At 56.4% G+C, this 21,951-nt stretch carries 24 protein-coding genes; 10 read left to right on the top strand and 14 right to left on the bottom strand.

What is annotated here, in order from left to right; translation table 11 throughout:
- Window positions 1-311 precede the first annotated feature (311 nt).
- Both LQ945_RS08090 and LQ945_RS08085 read right to left on the bottom strand, forming a co-directional pair.
- Window positions 312-998: a response regulator gene (locus LQ945_RS08090; RefSeq protein ID WP_044554686.1), complete on the bottom strand. Its 687-nt coding sequence runs from the start codon at window positions 996-998 to the stop codon at window positions 312-314.
- A gap of 11 nt (window positions 999-1,009) precedes the next feature.
- Complete coding sequence (locus LQ945_RS08085) at window positions 1,010-2,608, bottom strand: ATP-binding protein (protein ID WP_270102668.1); 1,599 nt, start codon at window positions 2,606-2,608, stop codon at window positions 1,010-1,012.
- Window positions 2,609-2,934: 326 nt separating this feature from the next.
- On the opposite strand from LQ945_RS08085, the gene LQ945_RS08080 reads away from it, so the two are divergent.
- Window positions 2,935-4,290: a 2-hydroxycarboxylate transporter family protein gene (locus tag LQ945_RS08080; protein WP_262242203.1), complete on the top strand. Its 1,356-nt coding sequence runs from the start codon at window positions 2,935-2,937 to the stop codon at window positions 4,288-4,290.
- 133 nt (window positions 4,291-4,423) lie between these two features.
- The gene (locus LQ945_RS08075) at window positions 4,424-5,368 is read left to right on the top strand and encodes an MBL fold metallo-hydrolase (protein WP_270102667.1); all 945 of its coding nucleotides are present in this window, start codon (window positions 4,424-4,426) and stop codon (window positions 5,366-5,368) included.
- Window positions 5,369-5,373: 5 nt separating this feature from the next.
- On the opposite strand, the gene LQ945_RS08070 is transcribed toward LQ945_RS08075, so the two are convergent.
- Window positions 5,374-6,267, bottom strand: coding sequence for a LysR family transcriptional regulator (locus LQ945_RS08070; RefSeq protein ID WP_044554502.1), 894 nt, complete (start codon window positions 6,265-6,267; stop codon window positions 5,374-5,376).
- A gap of 123 nt (window positions 6,268-6,390) precedes the next feature.
- Here LQ945_RS08070 and LQ945_RS08065 point away from each other — a divergent pair, with 123 nt between their 5' ends.
- Both LQ945_RS08065 and LQ945_RS08060 read left to right on the top strand, forming a co-directional pair.
- A complete protein-coding gene (locus tag LQ945_RS08065; protein ID WP_270102666.1) occupies window positions 6,391-7,131 on the top strand; it encodes an SDR family oxidoreductase in 741 nt (246 codons plus the stop codon).
- Between the two features lie 73 nt (window positions 7,132-7,204).
- Window positions 7,205-7,417, top strand: a complete 213-nt coding sequence (locus tag LQ945_RS08060; protein WP_270102665.1) for a DUF1289 domain-containing protein — start codon at window positions 7,205-7,207, stop codon at window positions 7,415-7,417.
- Window positions 7,418-7,493: 76 nt separating this feature from the next.
- On the opposite strand, the gene nrdF is transcribed toward LQ945_RS08060, so the two are convergent.
- From nrdF to LQ945_RS08035, 5 genes are all read right to left on the bottom strand, one after another.
- On the bottom strand, window positions 7,494-8,465 hold the full coding sequence (gene nrdF / locus LQ945_RS08055; RefSeq protein ID WP_044554507.1) for a class 1b ribonucleoside-diphosphate reductase subunit beta: 972 nt from the start codon (window positions 8,463-8,465) through the stop codon (window positions 7,494-7,496).
- Window positions 8,466-8,473: 8 nt separating this feature from the next.
- Window positions 8,474-10,618, bottom strand: coding sequence for a class 1b ribonucleoside-diphosphate reductase subunit alpha (gene nrdE, locus LQ945_RS08050; RefSeq protein WP_071827081.1), 2,145 nt, complete (start codon window positions 10,616-10,618; stop codon window positions 8,474-8,476).
- Window positions 10,600-11,004 carry a class Ib ribonucleoside-diphosphate reductase assembly flavoprotein NrdI gene (gene nrdI / locus LQ945_RS08045; protein WP_020828300.1) on the bottom strand — a complete coding sequence of 135 codons (405 nt, stop codon included), beginning with the start codon at window positions 11,002-11,004 and terminating at the stop codon, window positions 10,600-10,602. The genes nrdE and nrdI overlap by 19 nt, the downstream gene beginning before the upstream one ends.
- Window positions 11,005-11,012: 8 nt before the next feature.
- Entirely contained in the window at window positions 11,013-11,249 is a 237-nt protein-coding gene (gene nrdH / locus LQ945_RS08040; protein WP_044554508.1) for a glutaredoxin-like protein NrdH, read from the bottom strand.
- Window positions 11,250-11,529: 280 nt separating this feature from the next.
- Entirely contained in the window at window positions 11,530-11,961 is a 432-nt protein-coding gene (locus LQ945_RS08035; RefSeq protein ID WP_270102664.1) for a carboxymuconolactone decarboxylase family protein, read from the bottom strand.
- Window positions 11,962-12,057: 96 nt separating this feature from the next.
- Between LQ945_RS08035 and LQ945_RS08030 the strand changes: the two genes are divergently transcribed.
- Window positions 12,058-13,491, top strand: coding sequence for a PLP-dependent aminotransferase family protein (locus LQ945_RS08030; protein WP_270102663.1), 1,434 nt, complete (start codon window positions 12,058-12,060; stop codon window positions 13,489-13,491).
- Window positions 13,492-13,554: 63 nt separating this feature from the next.
- On the opposite strand, the gene LQ945_RS08025 is transcribed toward LQ945_RS08030, so the two are convergent.
- On the bottom strand, window positions 13,555-13,863 hold the full coding sequence (locus tag LQ945_RS08025) for a DUF883 family protein (RefSeq protein WP_044554512.1): 309 nt from the start codon (window positions 13,861-13,863) through the stop codon (window positions 13,555-13,557).
- 229 nt (window positions 13,864-14,092) lie between these two features.
- On the opposite strand from LQ945_RS08025, the gene asr reads away from it, so the two are divergent.
- Window positions 14,093-14,569 carry an acid resistance repetitive basic protein Asr gene (gene asr / locus LQ945_RS08020; protein WP_269935354.1) on the top strand — a complete coding sequence of 159 codons (477 nt, stop codon included), beginning with the start codon at window positions 14,093-14,095 and terminating at the stop codon, window positions 14,567-14,569.
- Between the two features lie 196 nt (window positions 14,570-14,765).
- Here asr and LQ945_RS08015 read toward each other — a convergent pair whose 3' ends face one another.
- The gene (locus tag LQ945_RS08015) at window positions 14,766-15,146 is read right to left on the bottom strand and encodes a hypothetical protein (RefSeq protein ID WP_044554514.1); all 381 of its coding nucleotides are present in this window, start codon (window positions 15,144-15,146) and stop codon (window positions 14,766-14,768) included.
- The gene (locus LQ945_RS08010) at window positions 15,143-16,525 is read right to left on the bottom strand and encodes an MFS transporter (protein ID WP_269935355.1); all 1,383 of its coding nucleotides are present in this window, start codon (window positions 16,523-16,525) and stop codon (window positions 15,143-15,145) included. The genes LQ945_RS08015 and LQ945_RS08010 overlap by 4 nt, the downstream gene beginning before the upstream one ends.
- A 106-nt stretch (window positions 16,526-16,631) precedes the next feature.
- On the opposite strand from LQ945_RS08010, the gene LQ945_RS08005 reads away from it, so the two are divergent.
- A complete protein-coding gene (locus tag LQ945_RS08005) occupies window positions 16,632-17,528 on the top strand; it encodes a LysR family transcriptional regulator (RefSeq protein WP_269935356.1) in 897 nt (298 codons plus the stop codon).
- On the opposite strand, the gene LQ945_RS08000 is transcribed toward LQ945_RS08005, so the two are convergent.
- A complete protein-coding gene (locus LQ945_RS08000; RefSeq protein ID WP_270102662.1) occupies window positions 17,488-18,528 on the bottom strand; it encodes an alpha/beta hydrolase family protein in 1,041 nt (346 codons plus the stop codon). The genes LQ945_RS08005 and LQ945_RS08000 overlap by 41 nt on opposite strands.
- 138 nt (window positions 18,529-18,666) lie before the next feature.
- Here LQ945_RS08000 and LQ945_RS07995 point away from each other — a divergent pair, with 138 nt between their 5' ends.
- Together LQ945_RS07995 and LQ945_RS07990 are read left to right on the top strand one after the other, a co-directional pair.
- Window positions 18,667-19,671: an AraC family transcriptional regulator gene (locus tag LQ945_RS07995; RefSeq protein ID WP_333482962.1), complete on the top strand. Its 1,005-nt coding sequence runs from the start codon at window positions 18,667-18,669 to the stop codon at window positions 19,669-19,671.
- 267 nt (window positions 19,672-19,938) lie between these two features.
- Window positions 19,939-20,277 carry a DUF2002 family protein gene (locus tag LQ945_RS07990; protein WP_020828289.1) on the top strand — a complete coding sequence of 113 codons (339 nt, stop codon included), beginning with the start codon at window positions 19,939-19,941 and terminating at the stop codon, window positions 20,275-20,277.
- A gap of 27 nt (window positions 20,278-20,304) precedes the next feature.
- Here LQ945_RS07990 and LQ945_RS07985 read toward each other — a convergent pair whose 3' ends face one another.
- Together LQ945_RS07985 and LQ945_RS07980 are read right to left on the bottom strand one after the other, a co-directional pair.
- Entirely contained in the window at window positions 20,305-20,751 is a 447-nt protein-coding gene (locus LQ945_RS07985; RefSeq protein WP_044554517.1) for a DUF1198 family protein, read from the bottom strand.
- Between the two features lie 66 nt (window positions 20,752-20,817).
- Window positions 20,818-21,156 (bottom strand): MbeD/MobD family mobilization/exclusion protein, encoded by a 339-nt coding sequence (locus tag LQ945_RS07980; RefSeq protein ID WP_020828287.1) that lies wholly within the window; start codon window positions 21,154-21,156, stop codon window positions 20,818-20,820.
- Window positions 21,157-21,329: 173 nt separating this feature from the next.
- Between LQ945_RS07980 and smrA the strand changes: the two genes are divergently transcribed.
- Entirely contained in the window at window positions 21,330-21,902 is a 573-nt protein-coding gene (gene smrA / locus LQ945_RS07975) for a DNA endonuclease SmrA (protein ID WP_044554518.1), read from the top strand.
- The last annotated feature ends 49 nt before the right edge of the window (window positions 21,903-21,951 follow it).

Genomic DNA, 21,951 nt, shown 5'->3' with positions numbered 1-21,951 from the left:
ACAACCCTCAATGTCCGATGAATGGGATATTAACGATTTACATCAAGTTTTCGATTAGTTATGGTAATGGGGTGAGTGCTCAATTATCAGTGGCTGATATTTTCGATAAACGGTTGGTTTTTAGTAAGAATAATCCGTTCTGATTATTGCTATTATTTGCCTGCCCAAGCCTGTTTTCAGACAATAAAAAACCCGACCAGAGGCCGGGTAAAAGTCATCAGTATTTCATCAATTTTTAACGACAGGTGCCGATATCGAGGGGATATCGCCGAAGTTATATTACCCCTTCAATATGACAGCCAGATGGCAGCCTATGCCTTGCGATACAGGCGCCGCGGGTGACCGATATTGCCGTACATCATTTCAACGCGCACAAACTGGGTAGCGACGCAATATTCCAGATAACGTCGGGCGGTGGTTTTGCTGATCCCAACCTGTTCTACCACGTCTTCTACCGCATGCGCGGCCTCTGGTTGCTTGATAAACAGCGCCTGTACCAGTTCCAGCGTGTTGGCTTCTATGCCTTTGGCACTGGGTTCGCTGGAGAACTGTTTGGATTGCAGGTTATACAGCGCGTCGACGTTGCTCTGGTCGATCACCTTGAAGGTGCGCTGGGTTTGCACAAACTGCATAAAGCGCTCCAGTGAGTTGCGCAGCCGCTTGTAGGAGACCGGTTTAATGATGTAATCGAAGGCGCCGTTGCGGATCGCCTGGCTGCAGGTATTCATATCGCTGGCGGCGGTAATGAAGATCACCGAACAACCGGGGTTTTTCACCGCCGCTTCTTCCATCAGCTCAATCCCCTGGCCGTCGGGCAAAAAGTTGTCCAGCAGGATCAGCCGTGGCTGGTGGGCGTTGACTTTGGCTCTGGCCTCGGCCAGCGTGGCGGCATAGGCCACCACCCGCAGAGCAAAGTTCTGCTCGATAAACTCTGCGTGCAGAGTCGCCAGCTGTGGCTCATCTTCCACGATCAAAACGTCCAGTGCTTCTGGTTGCATCATTCGGGTGCTCAAGATTGTTTAGGGATAAACAAAGAAAAAATAGCGCCGTGCGGATCGTTGTCCGACACTTCTATGCTGCCGTGCGCCTGCGCCACGTGGCTGGCAACCAGATGCAGGCCGATGCCGTGGTCACCCTTGTCATCTTTGGTGGTGACGCCCTGTTCGAACAGCGTATCGCGCACCTCAGCGGCAATGCCGGTTCCGCGATCGGCCACTTCAATCACCAGTTCATTGCTGCTGTCGCTGATATAAAGTTCTACCGCCTCATAGGGCGCACCGTAATGCAGCGTAGCGTCTACCGCATTATCCAGCAAATTGCCGATGATCGACATCAATTCGGTTTCATTCAATGCCGCTGGGATCTGCCGCAGCTGGCAGGCCGGATCGAAACGCAATTCCACGCCTTTTTCCTTCGCGCTGGAGTATTTACCCAGCAGCAGGCCGCATAAAGCCGCCGAACTGAAACGCTGTGAAATAAAATCGAGGATCTCCTGCGCACCTTCCGATTGCGCCTCCACATAGCGGATAGCCTCGTCGTAGCGTTGCATATGCAGCAGGCCGGCGAGGGTGGCGGTCCAGTTCAGCTGTTCGTGGCGCATGATGCGCAGGTTGTCGGCATAGCGCTTCACCTGGCTAAGCTGGCTGCTCAGGGTATTGATATCGTTCTTGTCGCGGAAGCTGATCACCCAGCCCTGCAGCTCTTCTTCCTGCATGATGCGTACCCGGCTGGCGATGACCCGCACATGGTTGAAGCGGCAGACCTCGTCATGGGTATCATGCCCTAACTGTGAGGCGCCGAAGAAATCCGGCTGGGATTGGATCACCTCACCGATTTCGCGGCCCATCAGGGCGCCGGCGGGCTGACGCAGATCCAGCAGTTCGCGGGCCGCGTGGTTGATGGTGATGATCCGCAACTGAGGATCGACGGCAATCACCCCTTCATAGATCGCTTCCAGCAAGGCTTTCTGTTGGCGTACCAGCAGGGCAATTTCTTTCGGTTCCAGCCAGAACATTTGGCGTTTTAAATTTTTCGATAACAGCCACGAAAATACGAACAGCGCGATCAATAAAAGTACTATCGACCCAAGAATTTGCGTCAGAGTTCTGGAATTTAAATTGTCGATATGGGATTTGAGATAACCCACCGAAACAATGCCGATAACATTATTATTTTCGTCCAAAATAGGTGCTTTACTGCGCAATGAAATGCCGATGCCGCCTTTGCGGATGGAAATAATGCTTTTGCCTTCGAGAACCTCTTTATTATCGCCGCCGACCATCGGCGTGCCGATACGGTTGGCATATTCAGAGTGATAAAGATGGCGGGTTTGCTTATCGCCGATAACGATATAGCTGGCATCGCTGCTGGCGCGTATTTTTTTCATTAGCGCTGCAATTTTAACCGGGTCTTTTTTTTCCACAGCGGTGATCAAGGAGGGGATCAGGGCAATCTCGCGTGCCTGCACCTGCGCTCGCGCGCCAAGGTCGCGGTGCAGTTGAGCATCGAGTTGGTAGTAGGTGTAAGCACCAATAAACGTCAACAGCAGGCAGGAGAAGGCAACCAGGCACAGGAATAGCTTGATTTGAAATGAGAGTTTTATGCGCATGACCGGGGTTCGCCCTGATAAATCCTGAGTGCTTACCCTATCATGAGTGGCCGTTAATGTAATATTGCGCCGGATCAACTTGTGATCGCAGCCACGGGATTATTCTAGTCGGGGTGGTTAATGCAGCGGCTGCAATAAAACTGATAATTCTTAAAGTAAAAATAACGTTAACACCATTAAAACCACGCCAAATTTTACATAATCCTAATTAACACCATAGAAACCATAACCACCATTAAAAACCCTTTTTAACTTTGAACAAAATCACAGCAGATAATCCGTGCGTTTCTCTATTATGGCTGAACAAACTAATAAGAGGCCAGATTATGAGCACAACAGATGATTCTTTCCTCGCCGCCAAAGACAAAACCGCTGAAATACCGCTGCGGGAGAAATGGTGGCATATACTGGACAATTACAAAGTAGGAATTATTCCGTTGCCGTTCTTTGTTCTGGCCGGCGTACTTATTTTACTGGATTGCCTGGAAGGGAAATTACCGAGCGATATCGTGGTTATGGTTGCCACATTGGCGTTCTTTGGTTTTGCCTGCGGCGAATTTGGCAAACGCCTGCCGCTGATCGGCAAAATGGGGGCCGCGGCAATCTGCGCCACCTTTATCCCTTCGGCGTTGGTGCATTATGGCCTGCTGCCGGACGTAGTGGTGGAGTCGACCACCAAATTCTACAAATCGACCAATATTCTGTATCTCTACATTTGCTGCATTATCGTTGGCAGCATTATGAGCATGAACCGCCAGGTGCTGATCCAGGGTTTTTTGCGCATCTTTGCACCGATGCTGTGCGGTGAGATTGTCGGCATGCTGGTGGGCATGGCGGTGGGTATGGCGCTGGGGCTGGAACCGTTCCAAATCTTCTTCTTCCTGATCTTGCCGATCATGGCCGGTGGCGTCGGCGAAGGCGCGATCCCGCTGTCGATGGGGTACGCGGCCATCTTGCATATGGAGCAGGGGGTAGCCCTGGGGCGAATTCTGCCTATCGTGATGCTCGGCAGCCTGACTGCTATCGTTCTGGCCGGCTTGCTCAACCAACTGGGTAAACGTTACCCACACCTGACTGGCGAAGGCAGCCTGATGCCGAGCAAGCAGGGCGAAAGCGAGATGAGCGCGGTGGATAAAATCAGCGGTAAGGTGGATGTCAGCACTATTGCCTGCGGCGCGCTGTTGGCCATTCTGTTGTACATGGTGGGGATGTTGCTGCACCGCATGATTGGCCTGCCGGCACCGGTCGGCATGCTGTTCGCCGCGGTGGCGGTGAAGCTGGCGCACGGTGTGTCGCCACGCATTCAGGAAGGTTCGCAGGTGGTCTATAAATTCTTCCGTACCGCGGTGACCTACCCGATTCTGTTTGCCGTCGGCGTAGCAATCACCCCGTGGCAGGAACTGGTTAACGCCTTTACCATCCAAAATCTGGTGGTGATTGTCAGCACCGTGTCTGCGCTGGTGGCGACCGGTTTCTTCGTCGGCAAGAAAATCGGCATGCACCCGATCGATGTGGCAATTGTCTCCTGCTGCCAGAGTGGGCAGGGCGGCACCGGCGATGTGGCCATCCTCACCGCCGGTAATCGAATGTCGCTGATGCCCTTTGCCCAGATTGCTACCCGTATCGGCGGCGCGATTAACGTCTCGCTTTCTCTGCTGGTACTGGCCAAATTTTTCGTATAACTCTAAAAAATCCTTAGTGTTTCTTTGCCTTTCCCCGCCCCCGCGGGGATTTTTTTATTCATTTTCTCCTCCGGCAGGCGTCATTTCCGCTTTGGGTTAATACTTAGCGCTCAAACGACAACAAGGAGTCACCATGTTCTGGAAACGTTACCTGCTGGGGGCGGCGCTGGCCGTTATGTCGCTGCAAACCCTGGCCGCAGCACCACAGGTGAAAACCCCCGCGCCGGGTTTCTATCGCATCATGCTGGGCAGCTATGAAGTCACCGCTTTGTCCGATGGCGTGCTTCGTTTGCCGGTGGATAAACTGCTGCTGAACAGTTCGCCAAAGCAGATCGAAACCGCTCTGGCTGAGCACCATCAGGACCTGCCGGTCGTCACCTCTGTTAATGCCTATCTGATCAATACCGGCAGCAAGCTGATCCTGATTGATACCGGTGCGGGGTCGCTGCTGGGAGAGGGGTTGGGCAAACTGGTCGCTAACCTGGAGGCTGCCGGCTATCAGCCACAGCAGGTGGATGAAATTTATCTGACGCATATGCACCCGGATCATCTCGGCGGTTTGACGCAAAACGGTAAAGCTGCTTTTCCAAATGCAGTGGTGCGTGCCGGGCAGCAGGATGCGGATTTTTGGCTTAGCGAGAGTCGGTTGAAACAGGCATCGCCGAAGGAGAAAGCCTCGTTCGAGAATGTTCTCGCCGCGCTCAAGCCTTATCAGGCCGCCGGACATTTTAAAACGTTCAGTAATGATGGTGAGCTGTCGCCGGGGATCAGCGCGTTCGCCGCCCATGGGCATACGCCAGGCCACAGCATTTATCTGGTGGAAAGCCAGGGCAGAAAATTGCTGCTGCTGGGGGATTTGATCCACGTGGCGGCGGTGCAGTTTGCCCATCCGCGCGTCGCGATAAGTTTTGATAAAGATGCCAAAGCGGCAGTAGCCCAGCGGCTGCGGGTGTTTAGCGATAGCGCTCAACGCCGTGTGCTGGTGGGCGGACCGCATCTGTCATTCCCCGGCTTGGGTTACCTGAATAAACAGGGGGAAGGTTACGACTGGGTGCCGCTGGAATATGGCGCTATGTAAGGCGTTTATCGGTTACGGGCGGCGAAGACTTTGCTGAACCAGTCGATGAAGACCCGAACCCGCGGTGAAAGTTGGCGGTTGCGCGGGTAGAGCAATGAGACCGGCATCGGAGTGGATGGGAATTGCGGCAGCAGGGGCAGCAAGCTGCCGTTGTCCAGGCTGTCGCGCAGGTGATAACGCGGCACCTGAATGATCCCCAGCCCCATGCGCGCCGCAGCAACCAGGCTTTCCGCCGCACTGACCGACACCGTGCAAGGCAATGTCACCTGCTGCGTCTGGCCTGCGACAGTAAATTCCAGCGGCATCAGGGTGCCGCTGGCCGAGGAACGGAAGCCCACCATTCGGTGGCCTGCAAGTTCGCTGATGGAGTGCGGCGTGCCAAAACGTTGCAGGTAGTCCGGGGCGGCGCAGGTGACCTCTTCAAGCTCACCTAATCGACGTGCCACCATATCGCTGTCTTTCAGTTTGCCGACGCGCACCACGCAGTCGATACCTTCCCGCACCGGATCTACCAGCCGATCGCCCTCGCTCATAAAAAGTTCGATATCCGGATATTGCGTCAAAAAGTCGGGCAGTTCCGGCAGCAAAAAGTGCCGTGCCAACGTGCCGTGTACGTCGATGCGCAGCAGCCCACGCGGTTTGGCACCGGCAAACGCCATCTCGGCATCTTCGATATCCGCCAGAATGGTCAGGCAGCGTTGATAGTAAGCTTCGCCATCCAGCGTTGGGCTGACGTGGCGGGTGGTGCGTTGCAATAACCGCACCTGCAGCCGGGTCTCCAGTTGCTTGATGGCATCGGTCACCGTCGATCGCGGCAGGTTCAGATCCTGTGCGGCCTGGGTAAAGCTGCGTTGTTCCACCACGCGGGTGAACAAGCGCATGGCATCGATTCTGTCCATGGTTATTGTTCGCTAAATTCGGATAGTGATAACGAAGAGTAGGGGATTATTCGCCAGGGCGAAAGGTGCATGATGTTGTCACGCCGGCAAGTCGCCGGCGCATAGCCGACGAGGATAGAGAGCATGAACACCAAGACTCAGCAAGTTGCCATTGTCACCGGCGCATCGCGCGGTATAGGCGCGGCCATTGCCGAACGGCTGGCCGCCGACGGTTTTACCGTGATCGTCAACTATTCAGGCAATCAGGCATTGGCCGATGAGCTGGTGCGCAAAATTGAACAAAACGGGGGGCGGGCGCTGAGCGCCAGGGCGGACGTCAGCGACGCCGCTGCCGTTGCCCAGTTGTTTGACCGTGCCGAGCAGGCTTTCGGCGGCGTGGATATTTTGGTGAATAACGCTGGGGTGATTGCGCTGGCTCCGGTCGCAGAAATGAGCGACGCCGATGCCGATCGGCTGATCGACATTAACCTGAAAGGCACTTTCAACACTCTGCGAGAAGCGGCGAAACGCCTGCGCGACAACGGCCGCATCATCAACTTTTCGTCCAGCGTGGTCGGGCTGCTGCAACCGAGCTACGGCATGTATGCCGCCAGCAAGGCCGCCGTAGAAGCGCTGACCAGCGTGCTGGCGAAAGAGCTGCGGGGTCGCAATATTACTGTCAACGCCATCGCGCCGGGCCCGACCGCCACCGGACTGTTTCTCGACGGCAAAACGCCGGAACTGATCGACCGGCTGGCGAAAATGGCCCCGCTTGAGCGTCTGGGCCAGCCACAGGATATCGCCGCGGCGGTGTCATTCCTGGCTGGGGCTGACGGTGCCTGGATCAACGGCCAAATCCTGCGCGCCAACGGCGGCATTATCTGATCCTGCCGCAACGGTTTCTCTCGCAGCAGGATCGGGTATCCTGTCGCGAGAAATCCACCGGAGGAAGCGCCTTATGGTAGGCCGCAGCAGAAGAAGAAAAACCGGCAGTCAGATTGACGATGGCGTGCGTTCACCCTGCAATAATGTTTGCCAGATCGACAATGAAAAGGCGTGGTGCCTGGGTTGTTGGCGCACGCTGGAGGAAATCACCGCCTGGTCGAGTGCCGATGACGAGGAAAAACGGGCCATCTGGCAGCGCATCCGACAGCGTACCGGAAATATCTAAACAGTAGGGGCGCGGTAGACTGCGCCCGTTCACCGATTATCGTTTAGAGCGGGGTGATTCCCACCTGTGATTTCAATCAGAAATCCCAGTCGTCGTCTTCGGTGTTGACCGCTTTACCAATCACGTAAGACGAGCCTGAGCCGGAGAAGAAGTCGTGGTTCTCGTCGGCGTTTGGCGACAGCGCCGACAGAATGGCCGGATTGACCTGCGCCATCGACGGTGGGAACAGCGCTTCGTACCCCAGATTCATCAACGCCTTGTTGGCGTTATAGTGCAGGAAAGTTTTCACGTCCTCGGTCCAGCCAACACCGTCGTACAGCTCTTCGGTGTAACGCACCTCGTTATCGTACAAATCCTGCATCAGATCGAAGGCGAAGTTTTTCACCTGTTGGCGGCGCGCCGCGTCAACCTTCTCCAATCCTTTTTGGAACTTATAACCGATGTAATAACCGTGCACCGCCTCGTCGCGGATGATCAGGCGGATCAAATCGGCGGTGTTGGTCAACTTGGCGCGGCTCGACCAGTACATCGGCAGATAAAAGCCCGAATAGAACAGGAACGACTCCAGGAATACGCTGGCGACTTTCTTCATCAGCGGATCATCGCTGCGGTAGTGGGCCAGAATGATGCTGGCTTTTTTCTGCAGCGCGCGGTTTTCCTCGCTCCAGCGGTAGGCATCGTCGACGTCCGGCGTCTGACACAGCGTAGAGAAAATGGAGCTGTACGAACGGGCATGCACCGCTTCCATAAAGCTGATGTTGGAGTACACCGCCTCCTCATGCGGCGTAATCGCATCTTCGATCAGCGCCGGCGCGCCCACGGTATTTTGAATGGTGTCCAGCAGCGTCAGGCCGGTGAACACCCGAATGGTCAACTGCTGTTCCTTTGGCGTCAACGTTGCCCACGACGGAATGTCATTCGACAGCGGCACCTTCTCCGGCAGCCAGAAGTTGGAGGTCAGGCGGTTCCAGACTTCCAGATCCTTGTCGTCTTCGATGATGTTCCAGTTGATCGCGCGCACCAACTGCGCCGGTTTAGTGGTATTCATAGATTGCCTCACAGTGCACAGGACACGCAGCCCTGCACCTCGGTGCCTTCCAACGCCATCTGGCGCAGGCGGATGTAATAGATGGTTTTGATGCCTTTACGCCAGGCATAAATTTGCGCGCGGTTGATGTCGCGGGTGCTGGCGGTATCGCGGAAAAACAGCGTCAGCGACAGCCCTTGGTCGACGTGCTGAGTGGCAGCGGCATAGGTATCGATAATTTTTTCCGGCCCGATGTCGTAGGCATCCTGGTAGTACTCCAGGTTGTCGTTGGTCATATAGGGCGCCGGGTAATAGACGCGACCAATTTTTCCCTCTTTGCGGATCTCGATACGTGACACGATCGGATGGATGCTGGAGGTCGAGTTATTGATGTAGGAGATGGAACCGGTGGGCGGTACCGCCTGCAGATTCTGGTTGTACAAGCCGTGCATCATCACCGACTGGCGCAGCGCCAGCCACTCTTCGCGGCCTGGGATGGCGATATTGGCGTCGGCGAACAGCGCGCGAACCCGTTCGGTTTGTGGTTGCCATTCCCGTTCGGTGTATTTGCTGAAGTATTCACCGGAAGCATAGGTCGACTCTTCGAAGCCGCCGAATGCGCTACCGCGCTCGATGGCCAACCGGTTAGAGGCGCGAATGGCGTGGTAAGCGACGGTATAGAAATAGATGTTGGTGAAATCAATCCCTTCTTCTGAGCCGTAGAAGATGCGTTCGCGAGCCAGGTAGCCGTGCAGGTTCATCTGGCCGAGGCCAATGGCATGCGAACTGCGGTTGCCTTCGGCGATCGACGGGACCGAGCGAATGTCGCTCATGTCAGCCACTGCCGTCAGCGCACGGATTGCGGTGTCGACCGCTTTGCCGAAGTCGGGGGCATCCATGGTTTTGGCGATGTTCAGCGAGCCGAGGTTGCAGGAAATATCCTTGCCTACCTGGTCGTAGCTCAAGTCATCGTGATAGGTGCTGGCGCGGTTAACCTGCAAAATCTCGGAGCACAGGTTGCTCATGTTGATGCGTCCGGCGATCGGGTTTTCACGATTGACGGTATCTTCAAACATCATGTACGGATAACCGGATTCAAACTGGATCTCCGCCAATACCTGGAAGAATTCACGCGCATTGATACGTGATTTGCGGATGCGCTTGTCATCCACCATTTCACGGTACTTCTCGCTGACGCTGATTTCCGAGAACGGCACGCCGTACACCTGCTCGACGTCATAGGGCGAGAACAGGTACATCTCTTCGTTGTTCTTCGCCAGTTCGAAAGTGATATCCGGGATCACCACCCCCAGCGACAGCGTCTTGATGCGGATTTTCTCGTCGGCGTTTTCACGCTTGGTGTCGAGGAAACGCAGGATATCCGGATGGTGGGCGTTGAGATAGACCGCACCGGCACCCTGACGCGCGCCCAGCTGGTTGGCGTAAGAGAAGGCATCCTCAAGCATTTTCATGATGGGAATAACGCCCGAAGACTGATTCTCTATGCGTTTGATCGGGGCGCCGACCTCGCGAATATTGGTCAGCAAAAACGCCACGCCGCCGCCGCGTTTTGACAGCTGCAGTGCGGAGTTCACCGCCCGGCCGATCGACTCCATATTGTCTTCGATACGCAGCAGAAAGCAGGACACCAGTTCGCCGCGCTGCTGCTTGCCGCAGTTGAGGAAGGTCGGCGTCGCCGGCTGGAAGCGGCCGGAAATCATCTCCTCCACCAGATCCTGCGCCAGGGCGTTATCGCCCGCCGCCAGCGTCAGGGCTACCATGCACACCCGGTCTTCGTAGCGTTCCAGGTAGCGCTTACCGTCGAAGGTTTTCAGCGTGTAGCTGGTGTAATACTTAAAGGCGCCGAGGAAGGTCTCAAAGCGGAATTTTTTCGCATAGGCCTGTTGGAACAGCTGTTTGATAAAGGCGAACTCGTACTGCGCCAACACGCTCTGTTCGTAATAGCCTTCCTCCACCAGATAGCGCAGCTTCTCTTCCAGATTATGGAAGAACACGGTGTTTTGATTCACGTGCTGCAGGAAGTAGTGCCGCGCCGCTAACCGATCCTTGTCGAACTGGATACGGCCTTCGGCATCATAAAGATTGAGCATCGCGTTGAGCGAATGGTAATCCAGCGCGCTTGCGGCGGGCCGGGTCAGTTCTGTCGTTGCCAAAATGCGGTTACTCCCTGTCGAACGTTTGCAACGTCTTGTGTGGTGCCGAGCAGCTCAAAGCGGTAAAGAAAAGGCACCTGACATTTTTTGGCGATGATGTCGCCGGCAATGCCGTACGCTGCGCCGAAATTGGTATTCCCGGCGGCGATAACGCCGCGCAGGAAAGCGCGATTCTGTGGATCGTTGAGAAAGCGGATCACTTGGATCGGCACGGCTCCTACGGCGCTGCCGCCGCCATAGCTGGGCACGATCAAAATATAGGGTTTATCCATCAGCAGTTTGCTGCGGGCGCCGGCGATAGGGATACGTATCGCCGGCAATCCCAGTTTTTCAACGAACCTGTGGGTGTTCTCCGAACTGCTGGAGAAATAGACCAGCGGGTTCATGGGCAACCTCAGGACGCCAGGGCGTGGGCCAGCGCGCCGATTTTGTCCGGCCGGAAGCCAGACCAGTGATCTTCACCGGCGATAATCACCGGAACCTGCTGGTAACCAAGGGATTTTACATGGCTCAGCGCCTGCTGATCCTGGGTGAGGTCGATCACCTGATAACCAATCCCTTGTTTATCGAATGCGCGATAGGTGGCGTTGCACTGGACACAGTCCGGTTTACTGTAAATAATAATGCTCATGATTCGCATTTACCTTTTAGGCTGAAGGAAAGGCGGACAGGTCAGATAACGGAGCATTGAACGGCGTTTCTGACGGCGTTACCCACCGCTACATGTTCCCTGCGGTTGATGGGTTAAATACTATATGTGGATATTTAATTTATCAACCACGCTATATATGGTGTTTTGGCGGAATTCACGCTGAGGCCGCATCAGGGCTGGAAAAGTCGCGGGAAAAATTTTTTTGGCGGTTGTTGGCGGGAAACCCCTCTCGGGCGAGAGGGGGAAAAGTGCGGTTTCGTCATTGACGCATGCTGATGGCCAGACGGTTAAAGGCGTTCATGATGCTGATGGCGAAGGTCAAATCGGCAATTTCCGCATCGCTAAAGTGCGCCTGTAGCGCTTCAAACGCGCTGTCCGGTGCGCCGGTTGCGGCGATCAGGGTTACGGAGTCCGCCCACTCCAGCGCAGCGCGCTCGCGGTCGCTGAACGCATGGCTCACGCGCCAGCCCGCAAGCTGGTCCGGCTTGGCGTTGTCGACGCCACTTTCGCGCAGGGCTTTTCCGTGCATATCCAGGCAGTAGGCACAGCCGTTAATCTGCGATACACGCATAAACATCAGCTCAATCGTCGCCTTGTCCAGCGCGCCTTTCTCCAGTGCCATCAGGGCGGTCACCATCCCTTTGTAAGGGGCGGGAGAGAGTTCGGAATATTTCAAACGTTGCTTAATCATGGTCAACCTCAGTGAGCGGGTAGCAGAATCATAACGCTACTTTAACGGCGATATGGACTATGCTATAGAGCCATAAAATGATTATTTAGCCGGGTCATGATGCGTCAGTTTCTCTCCTCTTTGCGGCTGGATACTCAGCTCGCGGATCCTTTGTACCGGCAGATTTATCTGCGGATTAAAGACGCCATTGCACAAGGAAGCCTGCCGGCGGGCAGTCGGCTGCCTTCGGTGCGTGGGTTGGCTAGCGATCTGGGGGTGGCGCGGGCCACGGTGGAAAGCGCTTACGGCCAACTTATCGCCGAAGGTTTTCTGCAAAGCCGGGGACAGGCTGGCACTTACGTATCGCCGCAGCTGCAGAATCTGCCGGTACGCGCGGCATTGACGACGGAGGCGTTGCCGGCGGTGGCGGCCAACCCATTGCACCCGAGTGGGGCAACGCAGCCTTTTCAATTGGGGCTGCCGGCGCTGGATGCGTTCCCGCGTGCGCTATGGCAGCGGATTGTCGGTCGCCAATTGCGTACGGCTCCGCTGGCGGCGCTGGCCCACCCGTCAACCCAAGGGTTACCCGAACTGCGCACGGCGATCGTGAATTATTTGCAGCTTTCGCGTGGTATCAATTGTCGACCGGAACAAGTTTTTATTTGTGCCGGCTATCAGGCGTTGCTGGATTTGGTGATCGGTACTTTACTCAAGACCGGTGACGAGGTGTGGCTGGAAGACCCCGGCTACCCGGTGACCCTGCCGCTGTTTCGCGCCGCCGGCATGCAGCCGGTGGCCGTGCCGGTGGATGAACAGGGGATGAATATCGCCGTCGGTGTTGCCTCTGCGCTTAAGGCACGCATGGCGGTGCTGACGCCGACCCACCAGAGCCCTCTGGGCGTCTCGCTTAGCCTGGCGCGGCGCATGGCCTTGCTGGAGTGGGCTCAGCAGCAGGGGGCATGGATCCTTGAAGACGATTACGACAGCGAGGTTCGCTATCATGGCCGGCCGCTGCCGCCGTTGAAAAGCCTCGATCGTCAGGGACGAGTGCTGTATGCCGGGACTTTCAGTAAAACCTTGTTTCCGGCACTGCGTATGGCTTATTTGGTGGTGCCGCTTGAACAGGTGGACGCTTTTGGTCGCAGCAGCCGGTTACGCGGTTGCGGCTGCCCGCCGCTGATGCAAGCCAGCGTGGCGGACTTTATCCATCAGGGGCATTTCTATCGCCATCTTAAACGAATGCGACCTCTCTATCGCCAGCGCCGTGAATGGCTGGCGCAGGCGCTTGCACGACAGTTGGCAGGGTATTTGACGGTATCGTCGCAGGCTGGCGGCATCCAATTGCTGGCGCGGTTGACGGCTACAGGCCAGGATCGGCACCTGGCTCAAGAGGCCTGGCAACGCGGGTTGTCGATACAGGCACTTTCGGATTGGCACATAGCCAGCCCTGCGGGGGATGGGCTGTTGATGGGGTTTGCCAACTTTACCCAGCAGAGCGAGGCCGAGCGGGCAGTGGCCAGGTTAGCCCAGTTGTTCGAAGCCACAAATTAAACGGCCCGCGGTTTCCCACGGGCCAGACGCACATCTGTTTTATCTTTATGACTGCAAGGGGTGTTAACGCCGGGCCAGCAGAACGCCGAGGACGATGCCAACCGCGGCCCCGATCCCTACGCCCTGCCAAGGTTTGTCGCGCACGTAGCTGTCGGCTTGTTCGACGGCATCACGGGCGTGCTGTGTCAGATTGTTAGAACCATTGAAGCGTGCACGGGCGTCACGTAACACGCCTTTGGCTTTACTGTGCAGCTCTTTCAGTTCCTCTTTGGTCTTGTCACCGGATGCACGTAGCACCTCATCCAATGTATCAGCCAAAAGAGTGACGTCCTGATCAATGTCGCGTTCTACTTTTTCTGATTTCTTAAACATTCGACTCTCCGTTTTGATACATGTCTATCAAGTGTAGACCATTTCTGAAAATGTGCCGGCGATCACGGTAAAATTCATACCCGAGAACTGTCGCCGCGGTGTCATGCAGCGTTGTACATTTGGTTACTCGGCGAAACCAATCACTCACGGAAGCCGTCCATCGATTCCTCTAGTATCTGCTTCAACGGCCCAACGGGGCTTACTGAAAAAACACTCTGAGGAATTAAAGATGAAAAAAGTATTAGCCCTGATCGTTGCTGCCACCATGGGTCTGTCTTCTGTTGCTTTCGCTGCTGATACTGCTGCAGCTCCGGCAGCGGCTGCTCCGGCTGCAACCACCACTACCGCTGCGCCAGCTGCTGCTGAGAAGGCTCCTGCTAAAGCCACTCATCATAAGAAAGCGCACCACAAAGCGACCAAGAAAGCTCCAGCTCAGAAAGCCCAGGCGGCTAAAAAGCACCACAAAGCCACCAAAAAAGCCCCAGCTCAAAAAGCTCAGGCCGCTAAAAAACACCAAAAAGTGAGCAAAAAAGCCCCAGTACAGAAAGCTCAGGCTGCTAAAACTCACCACAAAGTAAGCAAAAAAGCGCCAGCTCAAAAAGCCCAGGCTGCTAAAAAACACCACAAAAAAGCGCCAGTGCAGAAAGCTCAGGCCGCTAAAAAACACCACAAAGCCACCAAAAAAGCAGCAACGCCAGCCGCTTAATTGAGTGAGGAATGCGGTGCCTGAGGGGGCCGCATCATCCCGAAGTTATTGAGACACCCGGCTTGGCCGGGTGTCTTCTTTTGAGGGCTAGCTCATGATGATCAATCGCTATCTGTTCGAAGTGATTTTCAGCGCCGTCACCCTGTGTGGGCTGATCGTGGCCTGGGAACTGTTTCTGGCCGACGGTTTTCTCTGATTACTGCGCGATGGGCGTTTCATGCAGGTGCCGCCAGCCCAGCCCGGTTTCGGTTTGTTCAAACACCACGGTGGAATTGCGCAGCGTCGCCGCCTGTCCAGGCAGCCTCTGCTGCTCGCGATAGCTGACCACCGCCCCCGTCGGCCATTCGGCCACCAACGTCATCTCTTCTATGCTGATTGCCAGCCCCGGTTTGGCAGCCCGATGAGCACGGAAAAACGCGCTCAGTGCGGCAAAATCCAGTCGGCTGCCGTTCAGCGCGATCATGCTGAAGGCAGGATCAAAACGCGCCAACAGCCCCAGTTCATCTCCGGCCCCTTTTTCCAGCCAGTTTTCAATGGCGACGTGTGCGTCGATCACTTCGGTAAAATATCGGTTCATTGGTGTTCCTGTTGAGTATTGAGACGGCGCACTATGGCGCGGTTTGCGATGCGCAGGCACAGCAGCATGGGGATCAGCGTGCTGGCGGCGGCCAGGTAAAAACAACTTTTGTAGGCGACGGCGGGGGTAAAATGTTCCAGCAGCAGGTTGAGTAGCAAGCTGAGCAGGGCGACACCCAGGCAGAAGCTGAGCTGTCGGTTGATATTCCACAGCGCACTGGCGTCGGCCAATTGCTCATCGGCAATATGCAAAAAGGCGCTGCTCTGCGCGGTGCTGCTGCACAGGCTGCCGCCAAAGCCCATCAGGGCGAAGGCCGTAACCTGCAACCCATAATCCCCGGCGTGTGCAATCTGTGATAGCGCCAAAATGCCCAACCCTTGCAGCAGACAGCCGAAGATAAACAGCGGTTTCGGGCCAAAATGGTTAAATTTCCTGCCGGTCAAGGTGATGGCCAGGAACGAGGCCAGTGACCAGGGCAGCATCAGGCTGCCGACCTGTGCGGCGCGCATGCCCAACTGATTTTGCAAATACAGCATGGCGATCAGGCTGACGCCGATAAACAGGCCGGGAATGCACTGATAAATCATCATGGAAGTGCGCAGCAGCGGATCCTGTACCAGGCGCAGGTTCAGCAGAGGGTGGGCAATGCGCAGGCTGCGGCGCAGGAAATAGGCCAGGATCACCGCCCCGGCGGCCAGTAACAAAGCGCCTTGAGAAAGCCCTTCGGTTTCCCCCAGCCGAGTGAGGCCCAGTAAGATCAGCGTCAGGGCGGCGCAGGCGCTGAGCAGCCCCTTGACCTCCAGCGGTCGCCGCTGCGGATCGGGGGCCTGAGGGCGCAGCCAGAGTGCGGCCAACAGCAGCGCCAGCGCGGCGAGCGGCAGGTTGGCAAAGAACACCCAGCGCCAGTCGAGCCGGTCGACGATAAGGCCGCCCAATGCCGGTGACAACGCCGGGGCCAGCAGGCCTACCAGCATAATGGCGGCGGAAAGCCCGGCGCGCTCATGGCTGCGGTACAGTTGATAGGTCAGCGTTTGGCCAATCGGGATCAGCAGTCCGCCTCCCATACCCTGCAGCACTCTCCAGCCAACCAGTTCGCCGATGGAATCGGCATAGCCTGCCGCCGCCGTTGCCAGCATAAACAAGCTTAACGACAGCAAAAACACCCGCCGTCCGCCAATGCGCTGCGCTAACCAGGCGCTGAGCGGGATCACCAGCGTCAGGCCGAGAATATAGCCGTTGCTGACCCAGGCCAGTTCACCGACCGAAGCCTGCAGCGCATGGCCGATAGAGGGGTAAGCGACGTTGGCGATAAACATGTTGATCAGATCGACAAAAAATCCGAGCAGGTAGACGATTGCGACTTTGATGCGATAGGGCATGGTGCCTCCGGTTGAAGGCCAGCAGTGTAACGGGCGGGAAAGTGCGGATAAATCGGCTGCGAGCGATTACACTGTCAAAATTATTTTGACAATAAGGGGCGACAACATGCTTAACCTGCAGCGTTTGGCTATCTTCGTGGCCGTGGTAGACGCCGGCAGTTTCACCGCCGCCGCGCTGGCGTTGGGGCAAACCAAGGCGGTGGTCAGCTTCAATGTCAAACAGCTGGAGAGCGAACTGGGAGTGTCGCTGCTGGTGCGCAGCACCCGGCGGCTGGCGCTGACCGACGCCGGCGAACGTTTTTATCAACGTTGCCTGCGGTTGTTGCAGGATGCGGAAAACCTCTTGGATGACGTACGTCGGGATCACCATGGGTTGAGCGGCGTGTTGCGCATCACAACTACCCCGGAATACGGCGCTCAGGTGGTGGTACCGGCGGTGGCGGCGTTTTCCCAACTGCATCCGCGTCTGCGCATTCAGCACGTTTCCTCTTCCTATCATGCCGATTTGATTTCAGAGCGTTTCGACGTGGCCATCCGGCTGGGACAACTGGCGGATTCCAGCCTGCGGGCGGCATTGCTCGACAGCTTCGCTATTGTGCCGGTCGCCTCGCCGGCCTACCTGGCCCGCCATCCCGTTGCGTCTCTGGCCCAGTTGGCACAGGCACAGTGGATTGCCCACAGTCGCCTCAGCTCGCCGCTGAGTTGGCAAGTCATTACCCCAGAGCGGCAGGCGGTGCTGTTCAAGGTGGAAGATGCCGCCACGCTGATGGGCGACAGCGCCGCGGCGCTGTTGGCGTTTGCTTTGCACGGTGCCGGGGTGGCGCTGTTGCCCGAATGGCTGGTGCGGCCTGCCCTCGTCGAGGGCAAGCTGTGTCCGCTACTGACGGACCATCAGTTTCCTGCGCAAAGTATTTATGCGTTATACCCCAACACCCGCCACGTGCCGGAAAAGGTGAGGGCGTTTATCGATTTTCTGCGGGCGCGGGTAGCCACGGATGAATAAATGCCATGATGGCGGCCAGTGTTTGCCGGTGTACGGCTTCGCGTTGTTCGCTGGACGAGGCGCAAAGCACGGCCCCATCATCTTCTTCACTCGCCAGGATTTGCCGGCCTTTGGGCTGACAAACCGGCAGAAAATCGAAATGATTGCCGCTGGATAGCTTCAGTGTATGAATAGGGTGCTTTCCGTTATCCGCCGCCAGCGTGGCGCCGCCAAGCCCAGGCTCCTGGCCGTCGGGCAAAAAGTGCTGTGGCTCGACGATCAGTAACGGTGCGCTGAGCCGACGCAGGCTGGTCGGCAGCAGATAGGGCACCATGCCAGGATCGAGAGCCACCGCGAAGCGAATGCGCGGGTCGGTGTAGTCGGCGTCAAATGCCCTGGCGGAAAGCTTCGTCAGCGCGACGTTGGCTTGTGTATAAAACTGACAGTTGGGCGATCGCGGTGCTTGTCGGCAGCCGTCGATGAAATCGCTCAGCCGGACTTTACCGCCGATAGCTGCAATGGTGCTGTAACCGCCCTTGGAGTGGCCGATAACGCCAATCGCCTGAGGATTAATCACCTGCTTCCAGCGAGGCTCGGCGGTGACGGCGCTAATCAAGGCGGAAATATCGCCGGTTTGTAACCACAGTTCGGCAGACAAAGCCGGAACCGAGTTACCGGTGGTGCTGCCTGGATGGTTGGCCGCCACCACGATCGCACCTTGTTGGGCCAGCGCTGCCGCCAGCCAGGCCTGGCTGGCGTTATTGCCGCCGCTGCCGTGGCTGATCACGATCAGCGGAAAATGCCCGCTTGCTGTCGGCGCGTCCGGCTGACTTTCAATGCCGATAAAGACCGCATTGGCACCGATGAGCTGCGGTTTAGCCGTTGCGGTGGTGGGGTAGTAAATACGGCTGGCTAACGAACGCGAGCCGGCCTGAAAGGTTTCATCGCGGGTGGCGACCTGATAGGGGGACGCGCTGGCAGCACCGCACCACAGCATTAACAACAACAAGGTTCTTTTCATTTTCACTCCTCAAGGTATCAACGCTGAAAGGGTGACATTGGCGGCGTTATTCGGCGACCTCGATCGCGATCCGGGTCGTTAAAGGGTTGTTTTAACAGTACACTGTCGGTTCTGTGTGCTAGCAACAAGACCTCGATGATGCCGCTTATTCCCCTAACATTTCTGTTCGGCCTGCTATGCCTGGGGCTGCTGTATCGCCTGGGTCGGCCAGGATCGCGGCGCTGGGTTTTTCAACTGTTGCTGTTATTGTGCGCCTGGCAAAGCCTGCTGATGGGGCTTCGTTATGGTTATGGCATAACGCAATTCAATGGGCTGCAACCGTTCGGCGCGATGGCGATCCCTTCACTGGCTTATCTGGCGTTTCTGGTGAGTACCCAGGGCCGTTTGCGGTGGCGCGAACTGTGGCACCTGATGCCGCTGTGCCTGACGCTGCTGGCCAGCCTGACGGCCCCCTTTTTGCTGGATGCCATAATTGTCGGGGGATATCTGGGGTATGGCGTCGCATTGCTGTATGCGTTGCGGCGCGGCGAAAACGCTTTGCCGCAGGTGGCGCTGGCGGAAAGTTGGCTGAGCTACCGACTGTGGCGCGGTTTGGGGGGCTTGCTGATCATGGTGGCGGCAGCCGAACTAGTGATTGCTCTCGACTTTTCCCTGTTTGACGGGCGGCACGCCGGTTGGCTGGCAACGATCGATAACCTGTTGGTGGCGTTGAGCCTATGCTTGGTGCTGTCGCGCAGCCGACCTGCGGATAGCCCGGTTGAGGCCCTATCGGCAGCGGCTGAAAGCGTGGTGGAAGACGAATCTCAACTGACCGAGTGGTTTGATCGGGTGCAACAACGGCTGCGGCAAGATGACTTCTTTCTGGAGCCTGAGCTGAACCTGGCCCGGTTGGCGCGCAAGGTGGGGTTGCCGGCGCGACGGGTTTCGCAGGCGATTAACCGCCATACGGGCATGAATGTGTCGCAATATGTGAATCAGCTGCGCATTCGTCAGGCGGCGCAGTGGTTGCTCGCCGGTGATGAGCCGGTGACTGATATTATGCAAAAGGCCGGATTCACTACCAAATCGAATTTTAACCGCGAATTCTTGCGTATTCAGGGTGTGAGCCCAAGTGAGTGGCGCAGGCAACAGCAGCGGCTTTAAATAATAATTCGTTATCCCTCGTCGGGTTAGGATCGGAGCTATGCTAAATGCTGTTGATGAACCGTACGTGCGTGCCGTCGACCTCTTAATTTTGCGGCACTGAGGGGATTTCCGGGCGTGATGCTGATGCTGCGCCTGCTGTTGCAAAAACGGCAAAATACCTAGTTAAGGATTATTCCTAAACCCACATCCATACCGAAAAATTTATTGTTTCATCTCATGATTACGGTAAGGTCGCTCAGCGGTCCAGAACGAGAGGAGAAATCGATGTATTTACGGCCGGATGAAGTGGCTAGAGTGTTGGAGAATACCGGGTTTGAGCGTGATTATGTCACCGACCAAGCCTATGGTTACCGCAAGGGTGAACACTACGTGTATGTGAATCGTGAAGCGCGGATGGGCAGAACCGCGTTGGTGATCCACCCGGCGCTGAAAGAGAAAAGCGTGCATTTCGCCACGCCGACCTCGCCGATACGCACCAGCGATCAGTACCTTGAGTTTCCCCTGGATTTAAGCAGCGATACCCCGAGTGCGCGTTATGGCATTCCCCACGGTTTCAGCTCGCGTGACGCGCTTTCGCGCTATATCTACAGCATGTTTCTGTAATGCTTCCCCCGCCTGCGGGGGACATCCTCACCCATTGGCAATGGCTTCCTGGTTAAAACGCTCGTTATAGGCGCGGCGGAACTGCGCCAGCTCGAAAGCATCGATATCCAGATCGGCAAAATAAAACAGCGCGGCCTCGGTGTGCTCGGCATGTAGCTCTGGCGACAGACCGGCACGCAGCAGGGTTTCCCGCCACAGGGCGATCTGGTGGTCGTCTGCCTGTTTGATAAAGGTCAGATAGATAAACAGCAAATAGGCCGCCTGGTGCATCTCTTCGGTGTAACCGTTGTTCAGCATGCGGATAAAGGTCTGGCTGTTGCGGCTGCCCATCTCCTGAATCATCGATTCAATCAGCATAGGCTTCACTTTCAGCAGGTGGGCCAGAGAGTCAATGGCTTTGCGGGTATCGGAAGTCAGAATGCGGTAACCAATAATAAATACAACGATCAGGGCAGCGATGATGATCCAGGTCATTTATGATTTATTACACTCTCGGAACGCCAGTATTTGGCAGGAGGCGCTGCAGGACAGCGCCCGGTGTCAACGCTGTTCGCCGCTGAAATTGTCGGCTGCCCGCTGCTGATTGCGCAGGTGGTGGTTGAAGCTGGCGGCATCTTTGGCCAGTGCGTCCAGATGGGCGCCCAGCATTTTAATTTGCTTCACCAATGCGTGCTGCTCCGGCACTGAACTGGCGGTGCTCAGCTTGCGTACCAACTGTTCGTTCTGCATACGCAATGCGACTTCGCGCTGTTTAGCCTCTTCCAGCAGCTGCTGCAGGGCCTGATAGCTGTGCTGCCATTCACGGTGCTGCTTTTCGAAGCTGGCCTGCAACTCACTCATGGCATTTTGAAACTGGGTTTCCAGCTCGCGCATTTTCATGGGATCGATCCTTTGCGGCACTCAATAATGGTTTTGCAGTATAACGAAAACTGCACAGAACCTCACCCGTTGACGACGATTGCGGGAAATTCCCGGCTTGCAACCGCAGCTGTGGGTCTTACAATCAGGCTTATTCCGGCATGAAAGGCTTAGTGTCCAAGAGTGGCTGTGAGATGAGCAACCAAGACAAAGATTTTTTTGAACAGGCGATGGCGGATGTCATTCCGTTATCCAGCGGCCCCGAGACGTTGTACCTGAAGCCGCAGGAGACCATGGATAAGCGCGCCCGCCGTGAAGCGCAGGCACTGGAGCAGGAAAACTTTCTCAGTACCGGTTTTCTCGAACTGATCCCCTGCGAACAGCCGTTGGAATACAAAGGCGAGGGCATTCAGCAGGGCGTGCTCGACAAGCTGAGCCATGGCCGCTATCCGCCGCAGGCCAGCCTGAACCTGCTGAAACAACCGGTGGAAGCCTGTCGGCAAGCGTTGTTCCGCTTTATTGTGCAGGCGGAAAAGCAAAGCCTGCGTTCGCTGTTGATCGTTCACGGTCGCGGGCGAGATGATGAGAGCCACGCCAACGTGATCCGCAGCTATGTCGCCAAGTGGCTGGCCCAGTTTGAGCAGGTGCAGGCTTTTTGTCGGGCGCTGCCGCGCGATGGCGGTGAGGGTGCCTGTTACGTGACGCTGCGCAAATCGGCACAGGCCAAAGCCGATAACTTCGAACGTCACGCCAAACGCAGTCGATAAACGGGGAAACAGAAGGCCAGCCGGCAGCAGAACTACCGGCTGGTGGGGG

The organism is Serratia liquefaciens, assembly GCF_027594825.1.
Lineage (GTDB): Bacteria > Pseudomonadota > Gammaproteobacteria > Enterobacterales > Enterobacteriaceae > Serratia > Serratia liquefaciens_A.
This window is presented reverse-complemented; position numbering and strand designations above follow the sequence as displayed.